Annotated in this window: 26 protein-coding genes; 23 read left to right on the forward strand and 3 right to left on the reverse strand. The window is 46.5% G+C overall.

The annotated features are described in order from the left end of the window. Nucleotides 1-25: 25 nt before the first annotated feature. Nucleotides 26-3,844, reverse strand: coding sequence for a 1-acyl-sn-glycerol-3-phosphate acyltransferase (locus AC1XUF_RS27305; RefSeq protein WP_483345037.1), 3,819 nt, complete (start codon nucleotides 3,842-3,844; stop codon nucleotides 26-28). Nucleotides 3,845-4,004: 160 nt separating this feature from the next. Here AC1XUF_RS27305 and flxA point away from each other — a divergent pair, with 160 nt between their 5' ends. From flxA to AC1XUF_RS27390, 17 genes are all read left to right on the forward strand, one after another. After that, nucleotides 4,005-5,534 carry a flexirubin biosynthesis tyrosine ammonia-lyase FlxA gene (flxA, locus tag AC1XUF_RS27310; protein WP_483345038.1) on the forward strand — a complete coding sequence of 510 codons (1,530 nt, stop codon included), beginning with the start codon at nucleotides 4,005-4,007 and terminating at the stop codon, nucleotides 5,532-5,534. After that, nucleotides 5,531-6,262 (forward strand): flexirubin biosynthesis SDR family reductase FlxB, encoded by a 732-nt coding sequence (gene flxB / locus AC1XUF_RS27315; RefSeq protein ID WP_483345039.1) that lies wholly within the window; start codon nucleotides 5,531-5,533, stop codon nucleotides 6,260-6,262. Before flxA ends, flxB begins: the two co-directional genes overlap by 4 nt. Nucleotides 6,263-6,265: 3 nt before the next feature. After that, on the forward strand, nucleotides 6,266-7,483 hold the full coding sequence (locus AC1XUF_RS27320; protein WP_483345040.1) for a beta-ketoacyl-[acyl-carrier-protein] synthase family protein: 1,218 nt from the start codon (nucleotides 6,266-6,268) through the stop codon (nucleotides 7,481-7,483). Nucleotides 7,484-7,676: 193 nt separating this feature from the next. Continuing rightward, nucleotides 7,677-7,943 carry an acyl carrier protein gene (locus AC1XUF_RS27325; RefSeq protein ID WP_483345041.1) on the forward strand — a complete coding sequence of 89 codons (267 nt, stop codon included), beginning with the start codon at nucleotides 7,677-7,679 and terminating at the stop codon, nucleotides 7,941-7,943. Nucleotides 7,944-7,946: 3 nt separating this feature from the next. After that, on the forward strand, nucleotides 7,947-8,813 hold the full coding sequence (locus AC1XUF_RS27330; RefSeq protein WP_483345042.1) for an LpxL/LpxP family acyltransferase: 867 nt from the start codon (nucleotides 7,947-7,949) through the stop codon (nucleotides 8,811-8,813). Next, complete coding sequence (locus AC1XUF_RS27335; RefSeq protein ID WP_483345043.1) at nucleotides 8,813-9,232, forward strand: hotdog family protein; 420 nt, start codon at nucleotides 8,813-8,815, stop codon at nucleotides 9,230-9,232. The genes AC1XUF_RS27330 and AC1XUF_RS27335 overlap by 1 nt, the downstream gene beginning before the upstream one ends. 17 nt (nucleotides 9,233-9,249) lie before the next feature. After that, entirely contained in the window at nucleotides 9,250-9,663 is a 414-nt protein-coding gene (locus tag AC1XUF_RS27340) for an acyl-CoA thioesterase (protein WP_483345122.1), read from the forward strand. 39 nt (nucleotides 9,664-9,702) lie between these two features. Then, nucleotides 9,703-10,785 carry a beta-ketoacyl synthase N-terminal-like domain-containing protein gene (locus AC1XUF_RS27345; RefSeq protein WP_483345044.1) on the forward strand — a complete coding sequence of 361 codons (1,083 nt, stop codon included), beginning with the start codon at nucleotides 9,703-9,705 and terminating at the stop codon, nucleotides 10,783-10,785. Then, the gene (locus AC1XUF_RS27350) at nucleotides 10,782-11,411 is read left to right on the forward strand and encodes a hypothetical protein (RefSeq protein ID WP_483345045.1); all 630 of its coding nucleotides are present in this window, start codon (nucleotides 10,782-10,784) and stop codon (nucleotides 11,409-11,411) included. Before AC1XUF_RS27345 ends, AC1XUF_RS27350 begins: the two co-directional genes overlap by 4 nt. 18 nt (nucleotides 11,412-11,429) lie before the next feature. Further along, nucleotides 11,430-11,687, forward strand: coding sequence for a phosphopantetheine-binding protein (locus AC1XUF_RS27355; protein WP_483345046.1), 258 nt, complete (start codon nucleotides 11,430-11,432; stop codon nucleotides 11,685-11,687). A 14-nt stretch (nucleotides 11,688-11,701) separates the two neighbouring features. Beyond that, nucleotides 11,702-12,886 carry a beta-ketoacyl-[acyl-carrier-protein] synthase family protein gene (locus tag AC1XUF_RS27360; protein WP_483345047.1) on the forward strand — a complete coding sequence of 395 codons (1,185 nt, stop codon included), beginning with the start codon at nucleotides 11,702-11,704 and terminating at the stop codon, nucleotides 12,884-12,886. 11 nt (nucleotides 12,887-12,897) lie between these two features. Continuing rightward, a complete protein-coding gene (locus tag AC1XUF_RS27365; protein WP_483345048.1) occupies nucleotides 12,898-13,836 on the forward strand; it encodes a beta-ketoacyl synthase chain length factor in 939 nt (312 codons plus the stop codon). Beyond that, a complete protein-coding gene (locus AC1XUF_RS27370; RefSeq protein WP_483345049.1) occupies nucleotides 13,826-14,596 on the forward strand; it encodes a polysaccharide deacetylase family protein in 771 nt (256 codons plus the stop codon). Before AC1XUF_RS27365 ends, AC1XUF_RS27370 begins: the two co-directional genes overlap by 11 nt. Then, nucleotides 14,583-15,218: a flexirubin biosynthesis/transport protein LolA2 gene (gene lolA2 / locus AC1XUF_RS27375; RefSeq protein WP_483345050.1), complete on the forward strand. Its 636-nt coding sequence runs from the start codon at nucleotides 14,583-14,585 to the stop codon at nucleotides 15,216-15,218. Before AC1XUF_RS27370 ends, lolA2 begins: the two co-directional genes overlap by 14 nt. Before the next feature lie 17 nt (nucleotides 15,219-15,235). After that, a complete protein-coding gene (locus AC1XUF_RS27380; protein WP_483345051.1) occupies nucleotides 15,236-15,592 on the forward strand; it encodes an ApeI family dehydratase in 357 nt (118 codons plus the stop codon). Nucleotides 15,593-15,660: 68 nt separating this feature from the next. Beyond that, the gene (locus AC1XUF_RS27385) at nucleotides 15,661-16,830 is read left to right on the forward strand and encodes a DUF2062 domain-containing protein (protein ID WP_483345052.1); all 1,170 of its coding nucleotides are present in this window, start codon (nucleotides 15,661-15,663) and stop codon (nucleotides 16,828-16,830) included. A gap of 150 nt (nucleotides 16,831-16,980) precedes the next feature. Then, nucleotides 16,981-19,212: a sodium-translocating pyrophosphatase gene (locus AC1XUF_RS27390; protein WP_483345053.1), complete on the forward strand. Its 2,232-nt coding sequence runs from the start codon at nucleotides 16,981-16,983 to the stop codon at nucleotides 19,210-19,212. 52 nt (nucleotides 19,213-19,264) lie between these two features. Here the strand turns inward: AC1XUF_RS27390 and AC1XUF_RS27395 are convergent, their stop codons facing one another. Beyond that, nucleotides 19,265-19,765 (reverse strand): hypothetical protein, encoded by a 501-nt coding sequence (locus AC1XUF_RS27395; RefSeq protein WP_483345054.1) that lies wholly within the window; start codon nucleotides 19,763-19,765, stop codon nucleotides 19,265-19,267. Between the two features lie 272 nt (nucleotides 19,766-20,037). Here AC1XUF_RS27395 and AC1XUF_RS27400 point away from each other — a divergent pair, with 272 nt between their 5' ends. The 4 genes from AC1XUF_RS27400 (at nucleotide 20,038) to AC1XUF_RS27415 (ending at nucleotide 22,338) form a co-directional block, all read left to right on the forward strand. After that, nucleotides 20,038-20,823 carry a 3-keto-disaccharide hydrolase gene (locus AC1XUF_RS27400; RefSeq protein ID WP_483345055.1) on the forward strand — a complete coding sequence of 262 codons (786 nt, stop codon included), beginning with the start codon at nucleotides 20,038-20,040 and terminating at the stop codon, nucleotides 20,821-20,823. A gap of 18 nt (nucleotides 20,824-20,841) precedes the next feature. Further along, nucleotides 20,842-21,492: a cyclase family protein gene (locus AC1XUF_RS27405; protein WP_483345056.1), complete on the forward strand. Its 651-nt coding sequence runs from the start codon at nucleotides 20,842-20,844 to the stop codon at nucleotides 21,490-21,492. Nucleotides 21,493-21,569: 77 nt separating this feature from the next. Then, a complete protein-coding gene (locus tag AC1XUF_RS27410) occupies nucleotides 21,570-22,115 on the forward strand; it encodes an SDR family NAD(P)-dependent oxidoreductase (protein WP_483345057.1) in 546 nt (181 codons plus the stop codon). Then, entirely contained in the window at nucleotides 22,093-22,338 is a 246-nt protein-coding gene (locus AC1XUF_RS27415) for an SDR family NAD(P)-dependent oxidoreductase (protein WP_483345058.1), read from the forward strand. The genes AC1XUF_RS27410 and AC1XUF_RS27415 overlap by 23 nt, the downstream gene beginning before the upstream one ends. A gap of 1 nt (nucleotide 22,339) precedes the next feature. Here AC1XUF_RS27415 and AC1XUF_RS27420 read toward each other — a convergent pair whose 3' ends face one another. Then, complete coding sequence (locus tag AC1XUF_RS27420; protein WP_483345059.1) at nucleotides 22,340-23,623, reverse strand: PQQ-dependent sugar dehydrogenase; 1,284 nt, start codon at nucleotides 23,621-23,623, stop codon at nucleotides 22,340-22,342. Nucleotides 23,624-23,788: 165 nt separating this feature from the next. On the opposite strand from AC1XUF_RS27420, the gene AC1XUF_RS27425 reads away from it, so the two are divergent. Together AC1XUF_RS27425 and AC1XUF_RS27430 are read left to right on the forward strand one after the other, a co-directional pair. Next, nucleotides 23,789-24,115 (forward strand): hypothetical protein, encoded by a 327-nt coding sequence (locus AC1XUF_RS27425; RefSeq protein WP_483345060.1) that lies wholly within the window; start codon nucleotides 23,789-23,791, stop codon nucleotides 24,113-24,115. Nucleotides 24,116-24,312: 197 nt separating this feature from the next. Then, nucleotides 24,313-26,949, forward strand: coding sequence for a glycoside hydrolase family 2 protein (locus tag AC1XUF_RS27430; RefSeq protein WP_483345061.1), 2,637 nt, complete (start codon nucleotides 24,313-24,315; stop codon nucleotides 26,947-26,949). The last annotated feature ends 32 nt before the right edge of the window (nucleotides 26,950-26,981 follow it).

The raw sequence follows: 26,981 nt of genomic DNA on the forward strand, positions 1-26,981 counted from the left end.
AGGTGAGATTTAGTGTAGCCAGGTATCAGTTTTTCCGCAAAATGAACAGAACATTGGACGTATTGCTGGAATGTTCCATCATTTCGTAACTGAGGCTGTATTTTTCAGCAAATTCCTTTATGTCCCCTGAGGAAATGAAATGGAATGCTTCGGCTTTTTTATTGAATGAGAACAGGCCGGTCGAAAGAGCTTCGGTTTTTCGTGTGTTCCGATGCCTGTCTTCCAAGTCAGTAATCCCGTCACGGACAAAAATAATTCCGCCTGGGTTGAGTGCCGCTGCACATCTGTCCAGCAAGTTAACTTGTTTCAGCCTGGATAAATAATGAAGGATATCATTTAAAAATATCACGTCTTTTTTACCAAAATCCGCTGCCATAATGTCCTGGTAAACAAAGCTCAAATGGTCGTTTTTGAGATAGCTGTTCTGTGCGATCAGGATTTTCTCTTCATCGTAATCAATCCCGGTGACCATCCTGTCCTCATTCTTATAGTGCAGATAAAATGACAGATATCCATACCCGCAACCTATGTCCAAAATTGCTTTACGATCTCCGATCCATTCATTGTAAGCCTCGTAATTTTTGCTTTCCAGCGTCCATTTAATCTTAAAATACCATTCCAGTACGGGCCCTTTGAAGACATAGTTCGCAAAGATCTTATACTTCATGAAGTCTGCATCTTCCATTTCATATTCAAAAGCCTCGAATTTCTTCCTGAAATAGGTGGTGATATTTTTGGTCTTTTCCCGAAGCGTGTTACCCCAGGATATGTCCGCGTAATGGATACGCGGCAATACACGTACGTTTAACGCGCCCGGGCGGATCAAAAAGTCGTTTTTGGGGAGCACGTACGAAGCTCCGTGAATCAGAATGGGCTGGATATCAAGGTTTAGCTGCTCAGCAAGATAAAATGCGCCTTTGTGGAACCGGGCAATTTTCCCGTCTTCCGATCGTGTTCCCTCAGGAAATATCATTACGGAGTAGCCGTCATTGACCAGCTGTCTTACCTTCTCAATGTTTTCTTCGGGGCCGTCGTCGGTGTAAATATATCCTGCGTACCGGATGATCGGGCCAAAAAAAGGCGAATTGTAAACCCAGCCTTTGACCATCAATACAATCTTTGGATGCAGCATGATCGCCAAAAGAATGTCCAGGAACGAGGTATGGTTGGCGATGAAAATCACGGGTTTGTTCATATCCAGATTTTCGAGCCCTGAGAAGGTCTTCTTCACATGAGGGCCTGAGTAGATGACCGTTTTGGCATAAAAAGAAAGCGAACTGTTGATCATGGCCTTCTTTCTTTTTTTCGAGATCGGCAATATCAGGATGGTGACCAGCTTGGAATGCAGGAAAAGACAGCCGGACAGAAAGTAGGTAAAGCTCGAAACACTGATCAGGAAGGGCAGCATGGTCACCGGCGCTTTCTTGCGTGCAATGCGGTTTTGGACAAAAAAATCAAAAAGTACCGGCTGGAAAACGAACGAGATAAAGAGGATGCAAACAATCCCGAGGACGCTGATCAGCGAAATGGAGTGAATGGCGGGATGCTTTGCGAAAAACAATACGCCGGTCCCGATGATCGTAGTGGTTGCCGATAGTGCAATGGCGGACTGATAGGAGCGGAGTGTGTCTTTTTTGTATTTGTATTTGCTTAGCAATCCGTCGGTAACGAAAATGCTGAAATCGTCGCCCAGGCCGAATATGAAAGTCGTTACGATCACATTCACGAAATTGAATTTAATGTCGAGGATCACCGCAATGCCAAGTATCCAGATCCAACTGATGACCATGGGTAGAAAGGATAGCAAGGTGAGCTCGATTCTACCATAAACTATCAATAAGGTAAAAAAGACGATAGCTGCGGAAATCAGCAGCAGGTAATTGAAATCGTCCCTGACCATGGAAAGCATTTCACCGGCCAGCTCGCCCCGGTCAAAAATCTCCACACCCTTGATTTTTCTTAGCTCTTGTTTGACGCCCGAAAGCTCGCTTTGTTTCAGGATAACCGTAGAAATGAATGTGGTGCCCGACGATTTGGAGTCGATCAGATTGTCGATCCCCAGCTCATTAAAAAGAGTATCGAGCGAGACAGAAGACTGTCCCCGCGCGGCAGTCCAGCTTTTGAAATCATCGAATGCGTACCGGTTAAACCCAGTCGCCGACGCAGCTTTATCGAGCGTTTTGAAAGTAGAGTCTCTGCGGCCCGGATTCCAGAATTCGTGCCAGCGCCTGCTTCTTTCCAGCCTTAGATCCTGGGGGATTAACAGGGAACCAGATGAGACAAAACTGTTGATACGCCCTTGATGATGGAGCGAACTTAACTGTTGATAAACTTCGAAATTGACTTTCTCAGCGTTTGCTCTTGTTGGATCGGAAGCGAAAACGTAGATCCTTTTTTCTTTTTTCGGATCAATCCCAGTCAGTGCCTCCTCGCGCGTCCGCAGGTCTTCGTCCTGGATACTGAGATTTTCAAAACCACTGTCGAATTCGGTGAAACGGGCGAAATACAGAAAAACCAATGTCAGGACGGCGATCATACCCAGTATGGCGGTACGCCATCGGGTGGGAATGGCCGGAAAACTGAACGTCCTTTCTGTATGCGCGGCTTTTTGATAATCAAAAGACGTGGCGGCTAATATGACCGGCAATGCAATGAGCGTGAATAGTGCAGCGCCCAGCAAACTCAATGAAGAAAAAAGACCGAAATCCTGTAAAACTGTGGAGTTTGCAAAATGCAGTGCGCTGAACGCCATCACAGTCGTAAAACTTCCTGTAAGGAGCGGTGCGCTGACTTCTTTGATTGCCGTCGGAATGGAATGGGTATGTCTTAAATGGGTAAAAAAGTGGAACGCATAATCCAGCAGGATACCGAAAATCACGGCGCCCGTAGCCAGCGAAATGCCGGAAACATCGGGCCGGATATAACCAATGATCCCTAGTGCGAAAATGGCCCCGAACAGCCCCGGAAGAATGATGTAAACCGGGATCAGCATTTTCCGGTAGTAAAATACCAGCAGCAGCAAGATGCCGGCAAGCGCAAAGAAGGAAGTATAATAGGAATCCTTTTTTACCTGGATCGCGTTTCTGGCCGATATTTCAAAGGTCCCGAAGTAGGAAAAATGGTTATAGCGATGCTGTTTATTCCATTTTTCCTTAAATGCTTCTGTCAGATCAAATAACGCCACATTGTTCTCCGAGTTACCCGAATCGTAGCTGGTCGATCCGAAAACGAGGACTTTCTTGCGGTCTGCGGTGAACATCATGCCGTCGTCCATCACCATGCCACCCGCATTGTTGCTGGCGTTGAGTTCACGGAAATATCGGCCTGTTATTCCCAGCGGATCATTGAGGATAAACTTTTTGAGGAATGAGCCACCGGGCGTTAGCAGTTGATTGTAAACAGATTGTACCGAGAACCGGATCGAGTCGGGCAGGAGTTTGGGGCTAATATGCTGATAGTATCCGGCATCGATCAATTGTGGGAAATGGCTGTAAACGTATTGATAAACATCTTCCTGCACATTGGGCCTTTCGGCCTGGATGTTGCGGATCAAACCTTTGGTATGCCGTCTGAGCGAATCGGAGAATGCCTCAGTAACCAATTTCGCATCATCCGTTGTGGTCTCTGCAGGAAGTTCAATGGAGAAGACAATCTGGTTGATGATGTTTTTGCTTTCTACCAGCCGGTTGAACTCTTCAAAGCTTTTGCCTTTGGGCAGGGTTGCAAAAATACTTTCGCTAACCCGGAGGCGGGTAATGCCGGCGAGTAGTGCGATGATAATCAGGATCAGACTAAGAAAGAACGCGGTCTTGTGGCGGGAAAGAAATTGATTCAGTCTTAACAAAAAATCTCCAACCATTGAAAGGTAAAACGTGAGTGTCTGACAAAATTAATGAAATGTATAATTCCGGCAACGTTCATCCGATGGCTCATAAGGGGGTGTCCTGGTTTGCCAAAACCGCAAAAAAAGATTTATTTTACACTACTAATCACGCCATCCCTAAATGAATCGTATTTCATTAGCTCAGATCGAGCAGTATGCTTTTGAAAAGAAGGAATTTATCTTAGCCGAAGACGCCCTCAATCAAGTATCAAAATCTTTTGCCTTTTTAACGAATTTTTCCAAAGATAAAATTATATACGGAATCAACACCGGCTTTGGCCCTATGGCGCAATACCGGATTGAGACCGACAAACTAAGTAACCTGCAATACAACCTGATCCGCAGCCATTCCAGCGGGATCGGGAAGCCGCTGAACGATATCTATGCCAGGAGTGTGATGGTAGCCCGGCTGAATTCTTTTTTGCAAGCCAATTCCGGGGTAAGCACGGGGGTAATCAAGCAACTGGTGGCATTTTTGAACAACGGCATCACACCCGAAATCTTCGAACATGGCAGCGTTGGTGCGAGCGGCGACCTGGTCCAATTGTCGCATTTGGGCCTGAACCTGATCGGGGAAGGGCATGTGTACGAAGGCGGGATCAGGAAGAAGACAGCGGCAGTACTGGAGGAAAAAGGCATTTCGCCACTCAAAATGGAGCTGCGGGATGGTCTTGGACTGATCAACGGGACGTCTTGCATGACAGGTATGGCGGCAATCAACCTGATTTACGGGAAAAGACTGGTTCAATGGGCGGTAGCGGCGTCATCGATGCTGAACGAGGTGATCGAAGCATTTGACGATTCTTTTTCAAAGGAGCTTAATGCGGTTAAACACCACAAGGGCCAGCAATTGATCGCCCAGCAGATGCGCGATTTCGTTGCCGGAAGCGGGATGATCCGCAACCGGGAGGAATTGTTCAAAGACGATACCGCCATGCAGCGTAAGGAATTTGAAAGGAAAATTCAGGAATATTATTCCATCCGCTGCGTTCCCCAGATACTCGGGCCTATACTGGACACTTTGCAATACGCACAGGAAGTGGTTGAAAATGAGCTGAACTCTACCAACGACAATCCGATTGTGAGCCCGGAGGACGACAATGTTTTTCATGGCGGTAACTTCCATGGCGACTACATTTCATTGGAAATGGACAAGGTCAAAATTGTCCTGACGAAATTGTCGATGCTCATGGAAAGGCAGCTTAACTTTTTGATGAACAGTAAGTTAAATAACAAGTTTCCTCCTTTCCTGAATGCCGGTACCTGGGGACTTAATTTCGGTTTTCAGGGCGTACAGTTTACGGCGACCTCTACAACCGCCGAGAATCAGGCCCTTTCCAATTCTGTTTACGTCCATAGTATTCCAAACAACAATGATAACCAGGACATTGTGAGCATGGGTACCAACAGTGCCGTATTGGCTAAGCAGGTTTTGGAGAACGCGTTCCAGGTGATGTCTATCCACATCATGGCGATCTGCCAGGCGATCGATTTGCTTGATCCCGACGAAAAAGAAAGATTGTCGCCCAATGCGCTGTCTGTGTACCGTCAGATTAGGCAAAAGGCCCACTTTATAAAGGAAGATCTGCCCCAGGCCGAAAGCATTGCGGCTGTTTACGAATATATTAAAGAAATCCCGTTTCAATTATGAGCTGTGCATTGGTTACCGGAGCATCCAGGGGGCTTGGCAGGGCTATCGCGGTTCAGCTGGCCAAAGACCATGGGCTCTATATCCTCGTGAATTATGCTTCAAACCAGCAGGCTGCTGAGGAAACACTGGCTGAAATACAGTCCGCTGGCGGAAACGGAGAACTGATTCAGTTTAACGTGCAGACCAAATCAGAAGTGGATGAAGCTTTAAACGGCTGGAAGGCGAAAAACGAAGATAAACACATCAGTGTCCTGGTGAATAACGCCGGAATTACCCGTGACGGGCTGTTGATGTGGATGCCGGAAAAGGATTGGGACGATGTGATGAATATTTCGGCTAAGGGTCTTTTTAATGTAACCCAAAACGCCATTCAGCAAATGCTCCGGAAACGTTCCGGCCGGATTGTCAACATTGCGTCTGTTTCGGGAATGAAAGGTGTGGCCGGCCAAATGAATTATTCGGCAGCAAAAGGTGCGATCATCTCAGGTACCAAGGCATTGGCGCAGGAGGTCGCGAAACGTAAGATTACGGTCAATGCGGTTGCGCCCGGATTTATTACCAGCGATATGACCAAGGATCTGAATGAAGAGGAATTGAAACAAATGATCCCGATGAACCGTTTTGGGAAAGCAGAGGAAGTGGCGCATCTGGTAAGCTTTCTGGTATCGGATAAAGCGGCATACATCACCGGCGAGGTGATCAATATCAACGGGGGAATCTATTCATAATCCATGGGTCAAAGAGTTGTCATTACCGGAATTGGAATTTATTCTTGCCTTGGCGAAAACCTGGAAGAGGTGACAAAATCACTGCATGCCGGGAAAAGCGGGATTATATTTGATCAGGTAAGGAAGGACTTTGGCTTTCGCTCTGCGCTGACAGGTATGGTGAAGGAGCCGGACCTCAAGAATTTTCTTTCCAGAAGACAACGTGTAGGCATGCACCAGCCCGCGATATATGCCTACATGGCGACGAAAGAAGCGCTGGAATTATCGGGCCTGGACATTGATTTTCTTGAAAAGTCCGAGACAGGAATTATCTATGGAAATGACAGTACGGCCGCGTCCGTGGTTGAGGCTATAGATAAAGTAAAGGAAAAACACGATACGACGCTGATCGGAAGTGGTGCTATTTTTCAGAATATGAACAGCACCGTCAACATGAACCTTTCGACGATCTTTAAACTGAAAGGGATCAATTTCACACTAAGTGCAGCCTGTGCTTCGGGTTCCCACTCTATTGGGATGGGTTATCTGATGATCAGTCAGGGATTGCAGGACAGGATCATTTGCGGCGGTGCCCAGGAGATCAATGCAATTTCAATGGCGAGTTTCGACGGACTGGGTACCTTTTCGGTGCGTGAGTCCGAGCCGTCGAAGGCTTCACGTCCGTTCGACCGCGACAGGGACGGACTTATCCCGAGTGGCGGCGCGGCTACGGTCATCCTCGAATCATATGAGTCGGCAGTGAGCCGCGGTGCACCGATACTTGCCGAGTTGATCGGTTACGGGTTTTCTTCCAATGGTGACCACATCTCCAACCCGAGCATCGACGGGCAGGTACGTTCCTTGCGGATGGCTTTAAAGCAGGCGGGAATCACGACCGGGGAAGTGGATTATATCAACGCCCATGCTACGTCCACGCCGGTGGGCGACGGAAGCGAAGCACGCGCGATCTATGAGGTTTTTGGTGAAAAAGTACCCGTCAGCTCCACCAAATCGATGACAGGCCACGAATGCTGGATGGCCGGCGCAAGTGAGATTGTGTATTCCCTGCTGATGATGCAGCACTCATTTATCGCCCCAAACATTAATTTTGACAATCCTGACGAGGATTCTGCCAAAATCAATATCATTCCTCAAACCAAGGAGCAGGGCATCAATTGCTTTCTGTCTAATTCTTTTGGATTCGGCGGGACCAACTCTACTTTGATTCTCAGAAAGATCTAAATTTCACTTCAGTCTTACCCTGATCTTCTCAAGCGGCAGTTTCTGCTGCTGGAAATTTAGTATTTTTGTTCACCTTGAATATACCTGGTTTGGCAATGAATTTGGTTTGAAATTATTGTATGGCCGCGTAGCTATATTTTAAAATTCGGGAATATTTTTAAACTATCAGTCAGAATAAACTAATTTTGCAGCCATGCATGATAACGACGTAAAAATGAGTTGGGAAGAAGTAATTGAAGAGACCAGAGATTTTTTATCTGAGGAATTTGAGGTAGACCGGGATCTTATTCTTCCTGAAAATAGTCTGAAAGATACTTTGGATCTGGACAGTCTTGATTATGTAGATCTGGTCGTTTTGATAGAAGAAAACCTGAACGTTAAATTAACCGGCGAAGATTTTAAGGAAATTGTCACCTTCGGCGATTTTTATCAGCTGGTCCGCAAGAAACTTTCATTGTAAAAAATGAGCCGTTGGGACGGTAAGACCAGGGGATCCCTAACGGGATACAAGATTTTTCTGTTTTTCATCAACTTCCTTGGTCTAGAGTTTGCATATCTTCTTTTAAGGATAGTTACCTATTATTACTATCTGTTTGCGGACAAACCTAAAAAAGCACTCTTAGATTTCTATCAGGATACATTGCACGTCTCGGGCCGGGAGGCCCGGAAACTAGTCCGAAAGAACTTCTACATTTTCGGGCAAACCCTGGTAGACCGGGCCGCTTTCCTTCTCGGCAAGAACAAGAAATTTACCCATGTCTTTGAAAATGAACAATATCTGATCGATATCCGTGATCGGGGCAAAGGAGGGATTTTGTTAAGTGCGCATCTGGGAAACTGGGAAACCGCGGGCAACCTGCTCAAAGGACGGATTACGCCAACCATCAATATTGTGATGCTCGACGCCGAGGTGGAGAACATCAAGAAATATATGGACCTGTCCACAGGCGGTTCACGGTTTAAGGTCATCCCGATCAAGAATGACCTGTCGCACATTATTTCCATTCGCAATGCCTTGGTCAACAACGAATTTGTTGCCATACATTCTGATAGGTATATGGACGGCGCGAAATACATTGAGCTGGCCTTTCTGGGTAAGAAAGCCAAGTTCCCGTATGGCCCATTTGTCATTGCGGCTAAATTTGATGCGCCGGTTACTTTTGTTTTTGCCGCCAAAGATGGTAAGTATAGCTACCATTTAAGTTCGACGCTGCCGATTACGAATAAAATGAAACCCGAGGAGATTGCGGGTCTCTACGTCGCTGAATTGGAGAGAAAAGTGAAAGAATATCCTGAGCAATGGTTTAATTACTTCAATTTTTTCAATTGATGGTTGTCCCGAAAGAAACGATTACGCAGTTCATTCCACATCGTCCGCCGTTTGTGATGATAGACAACCTGGTACGAGTCGGGCACGAAAGATTTGAAACGGATTTTTTCATTGAACCGGACAATATCCTTGTCGAAAAAGGATATTTACAGGAGTCCGGACTGATTGAGAATATTGCTCAAACCTGTGCCGTCTCGTTTGGATACCTGGACCGGGAAGCGAATGGGCAGCCTAAAATCGGATTTATCGGAGCGATCAGCAAGCTAGAGGTTTTCGAACTTCCGCCGGTCCATGCAACCATTCAGACGATTGTTACCCCCACACATCAGCTGGGAAATATTTACCTGGTTAAAGGGGAAAGTTTCATGGAAGGGCGTATATTGCTAGGATGTGAAATGAAGATTGTCGTTACCGGCTAACCCCTAATTTGAAAAATATGATTGCGTCGGAAATCGAGATAGATATACGATTTAGTGAGACAGATGCCATGGGAGTTGTGTGGCACGGAAATTACCTCAAATTTTTTGAAGACGGACGTGAAGCATTTGGGAAAGCATATGGACTGGAATACCTGACCATCTTTGACAAAGGTTATTTTACGCCCATCGTAAAGTCGGAGATCGATCACAAAGCACCTGTGTACTACGGACAGGTAATCAAAGTGATTACCCGATATATTCCTGCCAAGTCTGCAAAAATTCAGTTCGAGTACGAAGTAGTCAATCTTACAACCGGTGAATTGTGTGCGGTTGGCAAAACCATGCAGGTTTTTCTGGATAAAGAAACCAGGGTGCTGGAATTGATTACGCCTGATTTTTACAGGCAATGGAAAGAAAAAAATCGGGTTTAGGCCTTACTCGATCCACACCCTAATATTTTTGCATTGAAAATGACACACATAGGTGCCGAAGTGATCATTAGCCCATTGGGAGAAACGGCCAGCGAAAACTGGCTGGGCCTTTTGAAGAACCACACAGGGATTTCGCTTCTTGAGAACGCAGGCTTTAATAAAGAAAACTTGTATTTGTCCAGAATGATAAACCTAGACAGTGCAAATCGTTTTACGCAGCTGATCGTAAGAGCCCTGTCGGAAATTGCAAAGCATATCGACCCGCTTATTCTGACTTCCGACCGCACGATCGTCCTGCTCAGCTCTACCAAAGGCGCTCTCGATACCGATGTAAGCGATCAGTTTGAATCCTCAAAAACCAAAATCGTTTCCACTTTCGGGCTTGCAAATGAGCCTGTCGTGGTTTCAAATGCATGTATATCCGGCGTTTTGGCGATCAATGCGGCAGGCAGTTTCGTACGCCAGAAAATATACGACCATGCTATTGTGATTGGCTGTGACGTAATTTCGGATTTTGTCTTGTTTGGTTTTCAGTCGCTTTTCGCGATCAGCGACAAGCCCTGTGCACCTTTCGATGCCGCAAGAAATGGGATTACCCTGGGGGAGGGTTGTGGCGGCGTAGTGGTATCAGCAACAAAAGAAATTTACAAAAACCCGCCTTTGAGGTTACTTACTGGTACCAGCGCCAATGACGCCAACCATATTTCAGGGCCTTCACGGACGGGCGAGGGGCTTTTCAGGAGCATCAGGAAAACGTTGGAAATGAACCGGGTAGATCCAGCTGAAATCGACTTCGTATCTGCTCACGGAACGGCTACCGTTTTCAATGATGAAATGGAAGCCATTGCATTCGATCGGGCAGGGTTGAGCGAAACACCTTTGAGCAGTCTGAAAGGATATTTCGGACATACGCTTGGCGCCGCCGGTGTTATTGAAACTGCCGCGTCCATGCAAATGATGAGACATGGAGTGTTGGTTAAAAGTGCAGGGTACGAGCATGCGGGAACTTCCCGGCCGCTTAACCTCATCACGGAAAACAGGAAAAAGGCCATTAAAACCATTTTAAAAACGGCATCCGGATTTGGCGGTGGAAATGCCTCTTTGTTGATCAGGAGTTTATGAGTGTAATTACAGCATATTGTCATTTAAGTGAAGATACCTGCTCAGTAAACGGAGAAATCGTTGCAGAACGGGACGTTGACTCCGACGACTCCTGGTTCAAGCAGATTTACAAGGCGCAGGAGTTTGTCTATCCCAAATTTTACAAGATGGACATGCTGTCCCAGGCGGGATTCCTGGCATCTGAATTGATCAAACGTGCCAATCCCCATATCGTTACCGACTATGCGGATGACGAAATCGCTTTGATTTTTGCCAACAGGTCGTCTAGCACCGATACCGATTTGCGGTTTATCAACTCTTACGAAAAGAATGGGTCGCCAAGCCCTTCCTTATTTGTATATACATTGCCCAATATCGTACTGGGCGAAATTGCAATCCTCAACAAATGGTATGGTGAGAATATGTTTGCCGTTTTACCTAAATTCGCACCTGATTTTTTTCTCAATTATGCCCGGATTTTACTGTCCGGCGGCTCAAAGGCCGCACTTTGCGGGTGGCTTGAAATTTTAGGGGACCAGATCAGTACATTCCTTTTTCTGGTGGAACAGAGTGGCGATGGCGCTTTAAAATTCAACCGGGAAAATTTACTTGGTGTTGCCGGTAGGAGACTAACAACAATTAACTGAAGCTCAACTCAATTTCTGATGGATCAATTAAAAGAAGACCTCAAAAAGCAAATCATAGAACAGCTTAACCTGGAAGATATTACACCCGCCGACATTGGGGACGACGTATTGTTGTTCAATGATGCCGGCCTGGGGCTTGACTCGATCGACGCCCTGGAACTTATCGTGCTACTGGAAAAATACCATGGTATCCAGGTTACAAATCCGGATGAGGGAAAAGAAGCCTTTAAGTCGATTGATACGATGGCTGACTACATCCGAAAAAGAAAAAACTGATAAACCTGTTTTTAATGGGCGTGCGCATTACCGGAATTGGCATTGTTTCTGCAATTGGATTATCCGTGGAAGAGAACCTGTTTTCCTTGAAAGAAGGAAGGACAGGGATTGAAGAAGTGGCCTTTTTGGATTTGAAACGTTCGCTTTTAGTCGGAGAAGTTAAGTTGTCAAGCGAGGATTTGAAAAGAGATCTCGCAACCGGCCCGCGTAGCATTTCCAGAACCTCGTTATTGGGCCTGAAAGCGGCCAGGGAAGCCTGGGGCGGCAACAGGCTTTTCAAAGAGCTCCGGACCGGGATTATTTCGGCCACGTCTGTCGGAGGGATGGACCGTACCGAGGTTTTTTTCAAAGACTATCTCTCCCGATCTGATCCGGACTTTTCGATTTTAAAGACCCACGACAGTGGCAGCACTACTGAGCGCATCGCCGCTGAATTGGGTATTTCAGGTTATATCAATACCTTATCCACGGCCTGTTCCTCGGGCGCAAACGCAATCATGTTAGGTGCACGGCTGTTGCAGCAGGGCAAGCTGGACAGGGTTTTGGTGGGAGGCTCGGATGCGCTTACCAAATTTACCATCGACGGTTTTCGTTCGTTAATGATCTATGACGAGCAATGGTGCCGACCTTTTGATGAATCCAGAAGTGGATTGAACCTCGGGGAAGGCGCTGGTTTCCTGCTACTTGAAAACGAGAAAAGTATCCAGATCACGGGAAACAGGGTGATCTGTTTTGTGAATGGCTGGGCAAATGCAGCGGATGCATACCATCAAACCGCCTCATCGCCGGAAGGAACCGGTGCTACCCTGGCCATCAAGAACGCAATTAACAAATCGGGACTTGATTTAAAGGATATATCTTATGTGAATGCGCACGGAACGGGGACAAAGAACAATGATTTGTCGGAATCGGTGGCACTGAAAAACGTTTTTGGAGAAGATATACCTGCATTTAGTTCAACTAAAGCTTTCACCGGCCATACACTGGCCGCCGCCGGGGCGATAGAAGCGGTATTTTCAGTGCTTTCTATTCAAAACCAGTTCATTTACCCAAACCTGAATTTCAAAGACCCGATATTGGCAACGGGGCTCGTTCCCGTTACCCGTATGCAAACCAATATACCAATACACGCAGTCCTTTCGAATTCATTTGGTTTTGGGGGAAATAATTCATCTTTGGTCTTTACAGATCACATTTAAAACCCGGTCCCGTGCCCTATATCTCAGCTGCATCGACAATCTCTCATCAACCTACATTTCAAAATGCGGGATTTTCGGGTAAGATTGTGCCTATACAAGCTGAGTCGGTGCTGATTAGTCCTGATTATAAAGCCTTTATAGAGGCTGGCCTGTTGCGCAGGATGAGTAAGATCCTGCGAATGTCCGTCGCCTGTTCAAAAGATTGTCTGGAACAGGCCGGCATTGATCAGCCCGGAGCGATTTTGGTAGGTACGGGATTAGGCTGTCTGCAGGATACAGAAAAGTTTCTGAATAACTCCATCACGGTAGAGGGACTGCTTCCTCCGACATCATTTATCCAGTCGACACATAATACAATGGCCGGCCAGATTTCGCTAAGCATCGGCAATCACGGATATAACATGACGCATACCCAGAACACGCTCTCGTTTGAGCACGCATTGCAGGACGCGATGATGCTGTTGGAGGAAGGGGAGGAATGTATCCTTGTTGGTGCAGCAGATGAACATATTGAGTTTCTTGATGAGGTTTCTGAACGGCTGCATGTCTATGATCAGGCGAAACTGACTTCCGGGGCATCTTTTTTTGTGGTATCCGATGAACAAAAACCAGGTTCTCTCGCGAAGATCAAAGACGTGCGGTCGTTTGGTCTGGTGAATGATGCACATACTGAAATAAGGGCATTTTGCGATGAAAATGACATCTTGGAGCCTGACCTGGTTTTATACGCTGGGAGCATTGGGGCCGAATTGGAATCAAAAGGAATGAAACCGGATAAATTGGTGAATTACACCGATCTTGCAGGGGTTTACCCTACCGCTTCCTCCTTCGCTTTACATTATGCAGTTGATATAATCGGGCGACGTGAAGATATAAAGACCATTTTAATTTATAACTCGCTGTTAAAAGGTAATTTAGGGTTAACGCTAATCCAATCCGTTGAAACATAACATCACCACATTTACGTCCATTACCGTTTTTGCTCTCAGTGGAATCATTTTCTGGGAGACGGATTTTTTATGGCCTGTTTTAATTCTGATCATCCTGCTTTACATGGGCGCCACAGCTTATGGTTCGTTCAAGATCCAGGCCAATTATTTCCTGAAATCAATTAACAGCGGGAAGACAAAAGCCATTGCGCTGACGTTCGACGACGGGCCCAATCCGGATACTACGCCCAGGATTTTGCAGGTTTTAAAAGAAAAGAATATCAAGGCAACATTTTTTGTGATCGGCAAAAATGCGGTACGCTTTCCTGAACTGCTCCGCCAGATGCACGATGAGGGGCATGTGATTGCCAATCATTCGTTCAGCCATCATTACCTCATTGGTTTTTTCTCTCCCAGAAAGCTTAAAACCGACATCGCGCATTGCAATGAAGTGATCAGGGATGTGATCGGCAAAACGCCGGTGCTTTTCCGGCCGCCTTTCGGTGTTACCAATCCGCGCTACGCTTCCGTTTTGAAAGATCTGCAGCTGAACTCGATCGGCTGGTCTTTGAGAAGTCTGGATACCAGGGCCAAAAGCAAATATCAGATTATTAACAAAATAATAGCAAGCCTGAAAGCACGTGATATCATTTTACTGCACGATCACCTGCAAGTAACTGCAGATGCCCTGGAAGACGTCATTGAGCATTGCTTACATACAGGTTTGAAAATCGTACCTCTTCCTCAACTCATTCAGAAAGAACCCTATGATCAGAATTAGGTCTCTGGCCGCGCTTATTTTTAGTTTTCTGTATCTGTCGCAGTTGTGTGCGCAATCATTCAAGCCAGTTTCTAATCCTGAAAAGATACTGGCAGAGCTGCGGAGAGCTTCCCAGGAAACAACGTCCATACAAGCCTCATTTACTGAAGAAAAATATCTTTCTGTGCTGAAAGAACCGGAAGTCTCGTCGGGTATCTTTTTCTATAAACAAAAAGACAAAATGAGGTGGGAGCAGAAGGCGCCCTTGAAGTATGTCATTTTGATTAATGGAAACCAACTACGTGTGCAGGAGGCGGGAAAAGAGAAAAATGTTGGCCAGGCCGGCAGAATGGCCGGGCAGATTAAAGAGCTGATGATTGGCCTTGTAAACGGTGATTTTCAGCAAAATAAGGCTTTTTCGTTATCCTGCCAGGAAAACGGAGAACAGTACCTGATCGTGCTCACGCCGGTGAACAGGAGACTGAGGAACATTTATTCGAAAATCTCCCTGGTGTTTTCGAAAACTTCGCTGAAGTTGAAAGAACTGGCATTTTTCGAAAAAGCGGGTGACAAGAGCATCATGAAGTTTCAGAACGAAAAATTTAATCAGGACATTAAGGATAGCCTTTTTCAGGATTTGTAAGTAGTATGTGTTAGCCAATGCTTGGAAACGATCTTTACGCTATCATAAGCATCGGAGAAACCGATGAAGGCCTTTTTTCGGAAGTACGGATCAATGCAGCGCACCGTGTTTTTGAGGGACATTTTCCTGGTGCTCCGGTTACCCCGGGGGTGATCCAGTTGGAACTGGTAAAGGTTGTTTTAGAGCGTCAGCTGAACAGGGACTTTCGTTTGAAGAGCATCAGGTCCTGCAAATTTCTGGAAGTCCTGGACCCGAACCACACACCGGTAGTCAACATCCATATCAGATATAAAGATATGGGCATGTTGGATATCGTAGCATCGGGGGAGTACTCCGGAACAACTTTTTTTAAATTACAAGCCACCTATTTTTAAACACACACCTCTCTTTCTGCAATCTCAACGGACGTTAAATTATTTCAGTTAGTTTATTTAACTTCTCTATGACGCTTTCCGATATCGAGTGTTGCATTATCATTCCTACCTACAATAATCAAAATACGCTTAGAAGGGTTATAGACAGCGTGCTTCAGATTGCAGGAAAACAAACTGTCATCGTCATCAATGACGGTTCCACGGATCAGACCATTTACATTTTATCGTCATACGGTTTAAAATTGACCGTGCTCACGAATAATAGCAACCGAGGCAAAGGGTATTCGCTCCGCAGAGGCTTTAGGGAAGCAATCAAGCTAGGCTACAAAAATGCGATCACCATTGATTCGGACGGACAGCATCTTGCATCGGATATACCGGTTTTCGTGGAAGCAGCCATGCAAAATCCGGGCGCTTTGCTGATGGGTTCCAGAAATATGGATCAGGAAGGTGTGCCAGGCAAAAGCTCATTTGGAAACAAATTCTCTAATTTCTGGTTCAAGTTTGAAACAGGTCTCACTTTGCCGGACACGCAGACCGGTTTCCGGCTATACCCGCTGGAACCACTGAAAACGACGAAACTGTTCACCACCAAATTTGAAACAGAGATTGAAGTAATCGTCAAGCTGGCGTGGAAGAACGTGCCCATCCTCCCTGTAAATATCCAGGTGATTTACGATAAAAATGAACGGGTTACGCATTTCCGGCCATGGAGGGACTTTACTCGTATCAGTATATTGAACACCTGGCTGGTACTCCTGACGCTTTTATATTATCTGCCCAAAAGACTATGGATCGAGTTGCGAAAAAAGGGCCTCTGGCAGGTTATCAAACACGAGGCGATCAAACCGGAAGAGTCTAATTTCAGTAAGGCTAAATCTATCGGCTTTGGTTTTTTCATGGGAATCCTCCCTATTTGGGGTTTTCAGCTGCTTGTCGGCATTCCGCTTTCCATTTATTTCAAAATGAACAAAGTGCTTTTCCTGACTGCCGCCAATATCAGCATCCCGCCGCTAATACCTTTTATCATATTCGGGAGTTACAAATTCGGCGGCATATTTTACAAAAATGGTGTGCAGCTTGATTCCATGGACGACCTTACCCTGGAATCGATTCATGTCAATTTCGTACAGTATTTTTTGGGAGGGATTTTACTCTCCGTATTGATGGGGGGGGCCAGCTTTGTGATATCCTATGCATTGCTTTCAATTCTGCGTCCGAAGCACAAAGCTGGGTAGACTTCGTCCGGCAAGCCACAGGTGTAGTCTACAAAATTTCATAAAATCTATACGAATTAATCAAAAATAAGCTTTTTGCGATTTTGTTATGATGCACCATTCTCTATATTTACGAAATTATAAAACCTTTAACCAAATATTGAAACGCGCATGAGTAACATTACCTATTTAGTGCCGGCATTGGGTCTAATTGGCTTGCTGGTTATGTTCTTTAAACGAGGCTGGGTGGTCAAACAGGATTCGGGGACTCCTGAAATGAAAGAAATTGCGGACGCTATCGCCGACGGAGCGCTCGCCTTCCTGAAAGCCGAATGGCGCGTACTCATCGTTTTTGGTATTATTGTCAGTATTTTATTAGGTTATTCAGGCACGCTCGTTGAGAACTCCAGTGCTTTTATTGGTATATCATTTGTGGTCGGTGCGTTTGTTTCTGCTTTTGCAGGTTATATCGGGATGAATATTGCTACCAAGTCCAATGTACGGACTACACAAGCTGCCCGTACAAGCCTTACTAAGGCGCTGGAAGTTTCATTTACAGGTGGTTCGGTAATGGGCATTGGGGTAGCGAGTCTGGCTGTGATCGGTCTGGGAGGGTTATTCATTATACTTTATTCCGTATTTGTTGATCCCAATGACGTCAATGGGCTGGGAATGGAAAAAGTGCTTGAAGTACTGGCCGGTTTTTCTCTTGGTGCCGAATCCATCGCGCTTTTCGCGAGGGTAGGTGGCGGGATTTACACCAAAGCAGCCGATGTTGGAGCCGACCTGGTTGGTAAGGTGGAGGCGGGGATCCCTGAGGATGATCCGCGCAACCCGGCTACCATTGCAGATAACGTGGGCGACAACGTAGGCGATGTTGCGGGTATGGGGGCCGATTTGTTTGGATCATATGTGGCTACAATTCTGGCTACCATGGTTTTAGGTCGTGAGATCGTAGCACAGGGAACAGATAATTTTGGAGGCATTTCACCTATTCTTCTGCCAATGGTCATCGCCGGAATGGGGTTGATCGCGTCGATCATCGGTATGCTGCTGGTACGGGTAAGCGATGATAATGGCAACGTCCAGGCTGCCTTGAACAGGGGTAACTGGGGATCTATCATCATTGTCCTCATTGTAAGTTATCCGCTGACAATGTGGATGCTGCCGGAAGGTACCCTGACAATTCGTGGCGTCGATTTTACGTCAATGGATGTATACCTGGCTATTTTGCTCGGTTCAATTGTAGGAGCGATCATGTCGATGGTGACAGAATTTTACACGGCCATGGGTAAGCGTCCCGTCCAATCTATTGTAAATCAGTCTTCCACTGGTCATGCTACCAACATTATCGGCGGACTTTCGGTGGGTATGGAATCGACGGTTATTCCAACACTGGTGCTGGCCGCCGGTATTTACATCAGTTATGAATTTGCCGGTTTATACGGAGTTGCCATTGCAGCCGCCGGTATGATGGCGACAACCGCCATGCAATTGGCCATTGACGCGTTTGGCCCTATAGCAGATAATGCCGGGGGGATCGCCGAGATGTCGCATCTGCCCGAAGAAGTCCGCGGACGCACAGATATTCTGGATGCCGTGGGGAATACCACAGCTGCGACAGGAAAAGGCTTTGCGATCGCATCCGCTGCCCTTACCTCGCTTGCCCTGTTTGCAGCTTTTTGTGGAGTTGCAGGCATTAACTCCATCGATATTTACAAAGCAAATGTGCTCGCCGGCTTGTTTGTTGGGGCTATGATACCATTCATATTCTCCTCATTGGCGATTGCGGCGGTGGGTCGTGCAGCCATGAAAATGGTGGAAGAGGTTCGCCGTCAATTCCGTGAAATTCCCGGCATTATGGAAGGTACCGCCAAGCCGGAATACGATAAATGCGTTGCTATTTCCACACAGGCATCTATCAAGGAAATGGTTGCCCCAGGCCTGATCGCGCTGATCGTGCCAGTGATTGTCGGATTTTTGTTTGGCCCTGAAGTGCTTGGCGGAACACTGGCAGGTGTAACTGTTTCAGGCGTATTGATGGGTATATTCCAGAACAATGCCGGCGGTGCCTGGGACAATGCAAAAAAATCTTTTGAAAAAGGAGCTGTTATCAACGGGGAGACATTCTATAAAAAGTCTGAACCACATAAGGCAGCTGTAACCGGGGATACAGTAGGCGATCCGTTTAAAGATACTTCCGGCCCCTCGATGAACATCCTGATCAAACTGATGTCTATCGTTTCCCTCGTAATTGCTCCGCATATCGGGGTCAAAAAGGTTGAAATGCACGGTTTTAATGTGAAGGAAAAAGCTGTGACAATTGCGGTCACAAATGAAAAGTCGCCGAAAACCCATGCATTGTTCGCAGCTGACCATAAGCCTGCGACAGCGTTGAAATAAGTATTAGGAAAAAAAGAAAGCCCGGTTGTTTCATGACAGCCGGGCTTTTCTTTTAAGCGGCGTCGCTAACTCTTCTCAACAGCGGATATCCTCCATAGTTCTCCCAAAGCCCCAGGATCAGCTTCTTTTCTTTTGCGGTATGAAGCCCGAAATCGATCAGGATTTCACCATCCTCGATTCTTCGTTGAAAGTACTCGGAATAATCGTCGGACATCACGGAACCCGACAATGCTCTGATCCCTCCTTCATTTAATTTCCCGACCACTACAAGTGCCAGTCCCGGAATCGCCACAAAACTTCCATACACATCCAATGCATCCGAGATCCTGGTAACCTGTAGCTTTTTTGCTTGGCTTAATAAGTGGTTTGTATAAAAATCTGCTCCACAGTGCTGATAAACCTTTTCACAGGTAGCTTCCGACATGATCAGAACGATTTCCGTTGCATCGTATCCCAATGCTAATAATGTCCGGTACGCATTTTCGGCATCTTCCGTCGTTGCGAATACCCCGGTTATTGTGCTAATGCCTTTTTGTTGATGTAATGCCTCCATATCAGTTCAGTGTGTTAATGTTTGAAAGTATCGACCTATTAGAGATCGACAGGATCCGCACATTCACCAATTCCATGCCGGAGCTATCATTTGCAGCCATACGTTGGGCCTATGGCTATAATAAGCCACTTTTTTACCAGAATTTCTTCAGTAAAATATGAGGTATTTGTTCCACAAAAGCTAAAAAACCAATTGAGAAACAGTAATTACAAATTCGCGGATGCTTATATCCTTTGCCGGTTACCGGTGCCTCACCAAACTTGACTGCTCCAATGCACCAGCTTTTTATCAAAATACAATTCAGCGCCATTTTACAGGCCGTACTTTTATTTTCAACCGTCTCGGTGTCTTATGCGCAGGTAGGCGTAGGTATCAAAGCGCCAAAGGGAGCAGAAATGTACCTGGATGGCAGCAGAAAAATGCTTGATGACAAATGGATTTACTGGGAGGGACCCAGGTTTTCAGCAAAACCACCGATTAAATGGACCGTTGTAAATGATCCGGTCGATAAAGGGACAGTGATTAATTGTAATGACCCGGCATCGGCGGGAGGACTGTACGGTTCGGCTGATATTGTGACTAAAAAGCAATTCAAAGATTTCCGTGCACATGTAGAGTTCCTGATCACGAAGCCGGGCGGTAACAGCGGCGTTTATCTTCAGAACAGATATGAAATTCAGGTATTGGACGGAGATACGACCTCTCATGGAATGGCTGCGGTAATCAATGAGTCCAAGTCGCCTTATTATGCCTATAATGGGATCGGAAAATGGAATTCTTATGACATACTTTTCCGCGCGGCGAGGTTCAAAGACGGCAAGCTGGTCGAACAACCGATGGTGACACTTTATTTCAATGGCAAAAAAGTCCATTCAAACCAAAAAATCAGCCAGGTTTGGGGCGGGCCTAATTCAGGTATCGATGGTGGAAATGATGGCGGAAAGGGAATTACCGATAAGCCCGGCGGATTAAAGCTGCAATCGGAGGGTCACGATGTTTATTACAGAAATATCTGGATCAAAGAAATGCAGCTGGACAAACCGGATACCGATTTTTAAACAGTCATCCTGCACGAAATGACATTAATTGATCTGAGCCATACGATTTTTGATGGCCTGGTTACCTACAAAGGTCTTCCCGCACCCATTATCTGCGACTTCCTGAGCCGGGAAGATTCCAAAGGCAAATATGAGAAAGGAACGGAATTCCAGATCGGAAAGATCGAAATGGTGAGCAACACCGGCACCTATATCGATTGCCCGTTTCATCGCTACGAACATGGAAAGGACCTGTCTGAAGTGGGCTTGGAGGCATTTGCGAACCTGGATGCGATTACCATTGATGCAACAGGCCAGATTGAAATAGGCATTTCATTTTTTGAAAATGTTGAAGTACGAGATAAGGCTGTGATCGTCAGGACGGGTTGGTCAGCGAATTGGAATACAGATGCCTATTATGAAAACCATCCGTTTCTGACTGCGGAGGCAGCCGAATATCTGAAGAATGAAGGCGCGGGGCTGGTAGGGATAGACAGTCACAACATCGATGACACCCGCGGCACCAGCCGGCCTGTACACACGATCTTATTGGGGGCCGACATCCTCATAGTCGAACACCTTTGCAATCTGGACCTTTTACCCGGGAGCAATTACTTGTTTAGTGCGGTACCGCCTAAATTTAAAGGGGTAGGGACATTTCCCGTCAGGGCTTTTGCCACTTTAGCCTAACTAAAACTGACAGTTTCGTGGGCGTGTTCGGTGCTTCTTGGCATGGAATTAATGGTCTTGTGCAAAAAGATATTCACATGACCATTTCTGAAAAATTCAATTTGGCAGGGAAAACCGCCCTCGTGACCGGCTCAAGCCAAGGAATTGGCAAAGGTATTGCACTGGCGCTGGCTGAATACGGGGCTGATATCATTTTGCATTACCGCGGCGACAGGGAAGAAGCGGAAGCAGTCTCAGGCGAGATACTAAAATCAGGTGTCAAAACCTCCATAGTGCAGGCCGATCTTTCACTTGCGGAGGGCGCGGCGTCTTTGATAGAAGAAATAGTCAGGTTTCGCAAAACGCCGGATATTGTAGTTCTGAATGCATCTGTCCAGATTCCGAAGAACTGGGCCGACATTGGTTCCGACGATTTTGACCAACAAGTAAATGCCAATTTCAAATCCACTTTATTTCTGATGCAATCATTTGCAGGTGAAATGGTAGGTAAAAAGTGGGGTAGGATACTGACGATTGGAAGTGTTCAGCAGGTTAAGCCGCACCCATCCATGCTGGTTTACGCGGCTACCAAATCAGCAGTGCTGAACCTGGTTCAAAAACATGGCAATGCAACTGGCGGATAGAGGTATTACTGTAAATAATCTGGCCCCCGGAGTAATTGGGACGCCGCGTTTGGACCAGGAAGTTCCGGAAGTGGAAGAGCGTATCAATAAACGCATGGAGACACCTTCCGGACAGATTGGTGATCCACAGGATTGTGCCGCAATGGCCGTCCTGCTGTGTTCGGAAGCAGGACGGTTCATTACAGGGCAGAATATTTTTGTGGATGGCGGAATGAGCCTCTAAGCTACTTTTTCTTGTAATCGATTTTGAAAATCGTGCCGTTGAGGTCGTCGGTCACATATAATGAACCATCTGGACCCTGTGCCAAACCACACGGGCGGTGCTGAATAGGACCCGTTGGTTTCACAAGGTCAACACCTGCAAAATTGTCGGCAAAAATTTCCCACTTCCCTGCCTTGCCATTCACAAAAGGTACAAATGCCACCAGATAGCCTTTTTTGAGCTCAGACGACTGACTGTGGAACGCGATGAAAGCCCCGTTTTTGTAACGAGCGGGAAATTGAGAACCTGTGTAAAACATCAGCGCATTGGGCCCCAGGTGCGCCGGAAAAGCAACTAATGGGTTAATGGCCTTTTCTCCCGAGGTTTTCTTGCCGTCGCCACCATACTCAGGGGCAAGAATTTTCTTGTTTTGAAAATGATCGTAATAAATGTATGGCCAGCCTGCATCATCACCTTCTTTTAGACGGTAGAATGTCTCGGCAGGGAGTTCCGAGCTTTGCTTTGGGGTATAATACTGCGGATACATGTCATCGAATTTGCCCCTTCCGTGCGAGGTCACATAAAGTCCGTTCGTTTTAGTGTCCCAGGCAATCCCGACGGCATTTTTAACGCCCGTTGCAAAACGTGTCCCATCGGAAAACTTTTGGTTGAGCTTGTCGGCCTTGAATTTCCATACTCCGCCAGCTGAATCCAGTATGGTGCAGGGGGACATGCCTTTGGCCGATCCGGCCTGCCTGCAATTGTCATTGTATGATCCAACCGTCACGTATAGATTTCCGTTGTTGTCGAGCGCAAGCGGTTTGGCGTTGTCGCGTCCGTGGTCCACAAGGCCCTCTACGATCAGCTCAGGATTTTCAAAATCAGTGATTTCTTCCTTGTCGTTCAGCTTGTACCTGTAAACACCTTTGTTTGACGAGCTGTACAAATATCCGTTTTTAATGGTGACACCAGTACCCGGAAAATCTCCGAACAGTTTTTGCTCGTCGATCGTACCGTCACCATTGGTATCCCTGAGCAGATACGTGCCTTTTCCGTCCTTCAGCTTAGAGAGTTTGACATAAATATCGCCACTCTTTCCTACGGCTATATGCCTGGTAGCACCAAGATCGCTGGCCAGGATTTTTGCTGAGAACCCAGCAGGAAGTTTAATGTCTTGTGCGTCAACCGGGACAATGGGTTGTTCTTTGACAGGAACGTTTCCCGAAATGTTTTGATAGGCAAACAGGCATGTTGTGGCAGCGAGTGCCAGCATCATACCGGTTGTTTTCACTAAATTTTTCTGCATGCAGCGAATAATTGAATTGTGAAGATTAAATTGAAGAGCGATTTGCCCGTTCTTTTTCAAAAGAAAGATTCGAAAGTTTGCTACTTGAAGATACGGTCATTTTTAGGAGAAAACGGATGGAATGGTTTTTTAAACCCAGTCAATAAAACTTAAATCTCAATTAATATGAACCCAAGAGATGATGATGCCGACCAATATGATGATAACCTCCCGGGCAACTATCCGCCCGAAGAGGATATATTCAGGCAAGGCCTTGTAGAAGAAGACATTGATCCCGAGAATATAGACCGTATCAAAGATTCGCCAGAAGCAGATCCGGAAGAATGGAATGAAAAATCGTTTGCGTCCGACTTTGTGGGGGATGATCTTGATGTCCCAGGTTCGGAACTGGATGACGAGAATGAGATCGTTGGCAATGAAGATGAGGAAAATAATTACTACAGTCTCGGCGGGGACAACCACGAGGCACAAGAAGAAAATCAGGGAGATTGAGGTCTTATAGTTGCTTTCTTACAAAGGCTTGATAGTTGATTATCAAGCCTTTCCTTTTGTGGTAGCACCCTTTTGTAAAATAATTTAATAATTGCAGGAATCTTCGTTACTATTTCAACGAATGCTCCTTTCTGCCTTGCATCTTCCGGGGGAGTTGAGATATATTTGTCGGCAACGACACAACTTTCCTCCATTTTATGAAGATTTTCCCATGCCTGATCCTGGGCGTTTTGATTTTCGCAAACCTGACCTGCTTTTCACAGACACAATACGAACTGAATTCGGGCTGGAAATGTGCGCCCGTTTCGAAGGTCAAAGAAACAGGCCAGGCCATTTCTCAAAGTACATTTTCCACGGGATCATGGGAATCCGCGGTTGTGCCTGGCACCGTGCTCACGACCATGCTGGCGAATCAGCAAATACCTGATCCGTTTTTTGGAATGAATAATAAACTGATTCCCGATATTTTCAATACCGGAAGGGATTATTATACCTATTGGTTTGTAAAGGATTTTGAAGAAACCGCGTTGCCGGGACAAGAGGTGTGGCTGCATTTACGCGGTGTCAATTATAGCTGCGACGTTTTTTTGAATGGTAAGAAGCTAAACGCACAGACGCATTCCGGTATGTTCCTGCGCCAGTCCTACCTTGTCACTTCCGTGATCAGTAAAACCGGGAAAAACCGTCTGGCAGTGATCGTATATCCTCCCGACCCAGTGGGTAACCCGAACGGCGGACAGGGTGGCGACGGTACGGTGGCCAGGAATGTAGCGCACCAGTATGTAGCAGGGTGGGACTGGATACAACCTGTCCGTGACCGCAACACCGGGATCTGGGACAAAGTTTTCATTGAAAAAACCGGGAAGGTAAGTATCAAAAATCCACATATTGTCACATTGGTACCGGGCAAAAGAAATCCGGAGGGGCCGCAGCAGCCGGCTACTCTCAAAGTCACGGCAGAACTTGAGAATGTGTCTGCTACAGCTCAGAAAGGTATTTTGCAGTATTTCATCGATGGGAAAAAGATATCGAAGGAAGTAACCGTACCTGCGGGAAAAACCATTGAAGCAGCGTTGCCCGACCAGGTTATTGCCAATCCAAAGCTTTGGTGGCCTAACGGCTACGGTAACCAGTTTCTGTATCCGTTCAAAATGGAGTTTGTATTGAACGGAAAGTTATCCGATAAGGAAGAATTGAATGTAGGTATCCGTGAAATCCAGGCAGACTGGAACATCAGCACGAAGAGCAAGCAGATCTCTGTGAACGGACAGCGGGTTTTTATAAAAGGAGGCAATTGGATCATTTCGGACGCCATGTTACGCTTTTCGGAAGAGAGGTATGACGCGGAAGTACGCTTTCACCGGGATATGAACCTGAACCTGCTGCGGATATGGGGCGGCGCGCTGACCGAAAGGCCGGAGTTTTACGAGGCCTGCGATAAATACGGCATATTGGTCATGCAGGATTTCTGGGGCTCTGGCGATTGCAATGGACGCTGGGTAGATCCCATGAAACTGGACGATCAATGGACGAGGCGGAAATATCCGGACGATCACGACCTGTTTCTGAAATCGGCGGCTGACCAGATCAAAATGATCCGCAATTTTCCTTCGCTTGCCATCTGGTGCGGTGGAAACGAAATCACGCTCCCCATCGATATCCAGACCCCGTTGAGGGATTCGATCCTGCCAAAACTCGATGGCACGCGCTGGTTTGTAGATTACTCCAATTCCGATGATATGTCGTTCAATTCGTTGGGAGGAAATGGCGACGGGCCCTATGGTATTCAGCCGCTGGCGCGTTTCTGGAACTACAAAACCTGGCCTTTTAATTCTGAAATCGGCTCTGTGGGTGTAGGCGATTACGAGTCGCTTGAAAGGTTTTTGCCCAAAGAAAATCTCATGGCGCCGGTTTATTCTCCCGAGACCAGGCGGGAAAAAGTCGATTCTGTTTGGCAGTATCACAAATACATCGGTTACGATCAGTACATCGATTCCTACGGAAAAGTGAAAGACGCCCGGGATTTTGGCAAGAAGGCCCAGCTCGTCAATTTTGACCAGTACCGGGCCTTGATGGAAGGTTTCAGTGCGCATATGTGGGACTGGTACACAGGTGTGATCATCTGGAAAACCCAAAACCCATGGACGGCGATGCGCGGCCAGATGTACGATTATTACCTCGATCCCAATGCCTGTCTTTATGGCTTACACACTGGTAGCGAGCCGTTGCACGTCATGTACAACCCAGCTGATACGGCTGTGGCAATCGTGAACAATACTTTTAAGCATCAGTACGACCTGATGCTGGTGATGAACACGTATGATATGAAGGGCAATGCGAAAAGTATGGGGCAGGTTTTCGTTGAGATCGGGCCGTCAACAACGCGCATGATCATGGATATTACCAAACAAATCCGGGAGGCTGCTCAGAAGGAGGGCGTTTTTCTTTCGTTGCGGTTGCTAAACCTCAAAAAAGAAATCCTCAGCGATAACTTATATTGGCTGCCCGATGCCAAGGGTGAATACAGCGGTTTACAGAGTATGTCGAAAACCAAAGTAGCAATGACAAGCCGCGAAGTTGCCAGAGGCAAAATTGAAGTGACGATTTCAAATCCCGCCGGAGCGCCGATCGCATTTTTCAACCGCATTGCATTGCTGGATCCGGCCACTAAGAAGCGCATCCTGCCGGTTTTTTATGATGATAATTATATTTCGGTCTTACCTGGTGAGAGTAGAAAGGTAGTATTGGACTACAAATCTTCAGAAAAGGTAGCGCCACTTATTTCGCTTGAGGGATGGAATGTAGAGGAGCTAGCGGTGCCGGTTGGGAGGTAGTTGAGCTTCCGGTCTGGAGACCAGCGTCGCCG

The sequence above is a fragment of the Dyadobacter sp. HNCC25DJ185 genome (assembly GCF_056895195.1).

What these genes read in the sequence shown, in the direction of transcription:
- AC1XUF_RS27380 (WP_483345051.1), top strand. Translation starts at nt 15,236, where the DNA reads ATGCTTGGAAACGATCTTTACGCTATCATAAGCATCGGAGAAACCGAT.
- AC1XUF_RS27330 (WP_483345042.1), top strand. Translation starts at nt 7,947, where the DNA reads ATGAGCCGTTGGGACGGTAAGACCAGGGGATCCCTAACGGGATACAAG.
- flxA (WP_483345038.1), top strand. Translation starts at nt 4,005, where the DNA reads ATGAATCGTATTTCATTAGCTCAGATCGAGCAGTATGCTTTTGAAAAG.
- AC1XUF_RS27390 (WP_483345053.1), top strand. Translation starts at nt 16,981, where the DNA reads ATGAGTAACATTACCTATTTAGTGCCGGCATTGGGTCTAATTGGCTTG.
- AC1XUF_RS27430 (WP_483345061.1), top strand. Translation starts at nt 24,313, where the DNA reads ATGAAGATTTTCCCATGCCTGATCCTGGGCGTTTTGATTTTCGCAAAC.
- flxB (WP_483345039.1), top strand. Translation starts at nt 5,531, where the DNA reads ATGAGCTGTGCATTGGTTACCGGAGCATCCAGGGGGCTTGGCAGGGCT.
- AC1XUF_RS27395 (WP_483345054.1), bottom strand. Translation starts at nt 19,765, where the DNA reads ATGGAGGCATTACATCAACAAAAAGGCATTAGCACAATAACCGGGGTA.
- AC1XUF_RS27405 (WP_483345056.1), top strand. Translation starts at nt 20,842, where the DNA reads ATGACATTAATTGATCTGAGCCATACGATTTTTGATGGCCTGGTTACC.
- AC1XUF_RS27320 (WP_483345040.1), top strand. Translation starts at nt 6,266, where the DNA reads ATGGGTCAAAGAGTTGTCATTACCGGAATTGGAATTTATTCTTGCCTT.
- AC1XUF_RS27360 (WP_483345047.1), top strand. Translation starts at nt 11,702, where the DNA reads ATGGGCGTGCGCATTACCGGAATTGGCATTGTTTCTGCAATTGGATTA.
- AC1XUF_RS27400 (WP_483345055.1), top strand. Translation starts at nt 20,038, where the DNA reads ATGCACCAGCTTTTTATCAAAATACAATTCAGCGCCATTTTACAGGCC.
- AC1XUF_RS27325 (WP_483345041.1), top strand. Translation starts at nt 7,677, where the DNA reads ATGCATGATAACGACGTAAAAATGAGTTGGGAAGAAGTAATTGAAGAG.
- AC1XUF_RS27385 (WP_483345052.1), top strand. Translation starts at nt 15,661, where the DNA reads ATGACGCTTTCCGATATCGAGTGTTGCATTATCATTCCTACCTACAAT.
- AC1XUF_RS27345 (WP_483345044.1), top strand. Translation starts at nt 9,703, where the DNA reads ATGACACACATAGGTGCCGAAGTGATCATTAGCCCATTGGGAGAAACG.
- AC1XUF_RS27410 (WP_483345057.1), top strand. Translation starts at nt 21,570, where the DNA reads ATGACCATTTCTGAAAAATTCAATTTGGCAGGGAAAACCGCCCTCGTG.
- AC1XUF_RS27425 (WP_483345060.1), top strand. Translation starts at nt 23,789, where the DNA reads ATGAACCCAAGAGATGATGATGCCGACCAATATGATGATAACCTCCCG.
- AC1XUF_RS27420 (WP_483345059.1), bottom strand. Translation starts at nt 23,623, where the DNA reads ATGCAGAAAAATTTAGTGAAAACAACCGGTATGATGCTGGCACTCGCT.
- AC1XUF_RS27340 (WP_483345122.1), top strand. Translation starts at nt 9,250, where the DNA reads ATGATTGCGTCGGAAATCGAGATAGATATACGATTTAGTGAGACAGAT.
- AC1XUF_RS27335 (WP_483345043.1), top strand. Translation starts at nt 8,813, where the DNA reads ATGGTTGTCCCGAAAGAAACGATTACGCAGTTCATTCCACATCGTCCG.
- lolA2 (WP_483345050.1), top strand. Translation starts at nt 14,583, where the DNA reads ATGATCAGAATTAGGTCTCTGGCCGCGCTTATTTTTAGTTTTCTGTAT.
- AC1XUF_RS27350 (WP_483345045.1), top strand. Translation starts at nt 10,782, where the DNA reads ATGAGTGTAATTACAGCATATTGTCATTTAAGTGAAGATACCTGCTCA.
- AC1XUF_RS27415 (WP_483345058.1), top strand. Translation starts at nt 22,093, where the DNA reads ATGGCAATGCAACTGGCGGATAGAGGTATTACTGTAAATAATCTGGCC.
- AC1XUF_RS27355 (WP_483345046.1), top strand. Translation starts at nt 11,430, where the DNA reads ATGGATCAATTAAAAGAAGACCTCAAAAAGCAAATCATAGAACAGCTT.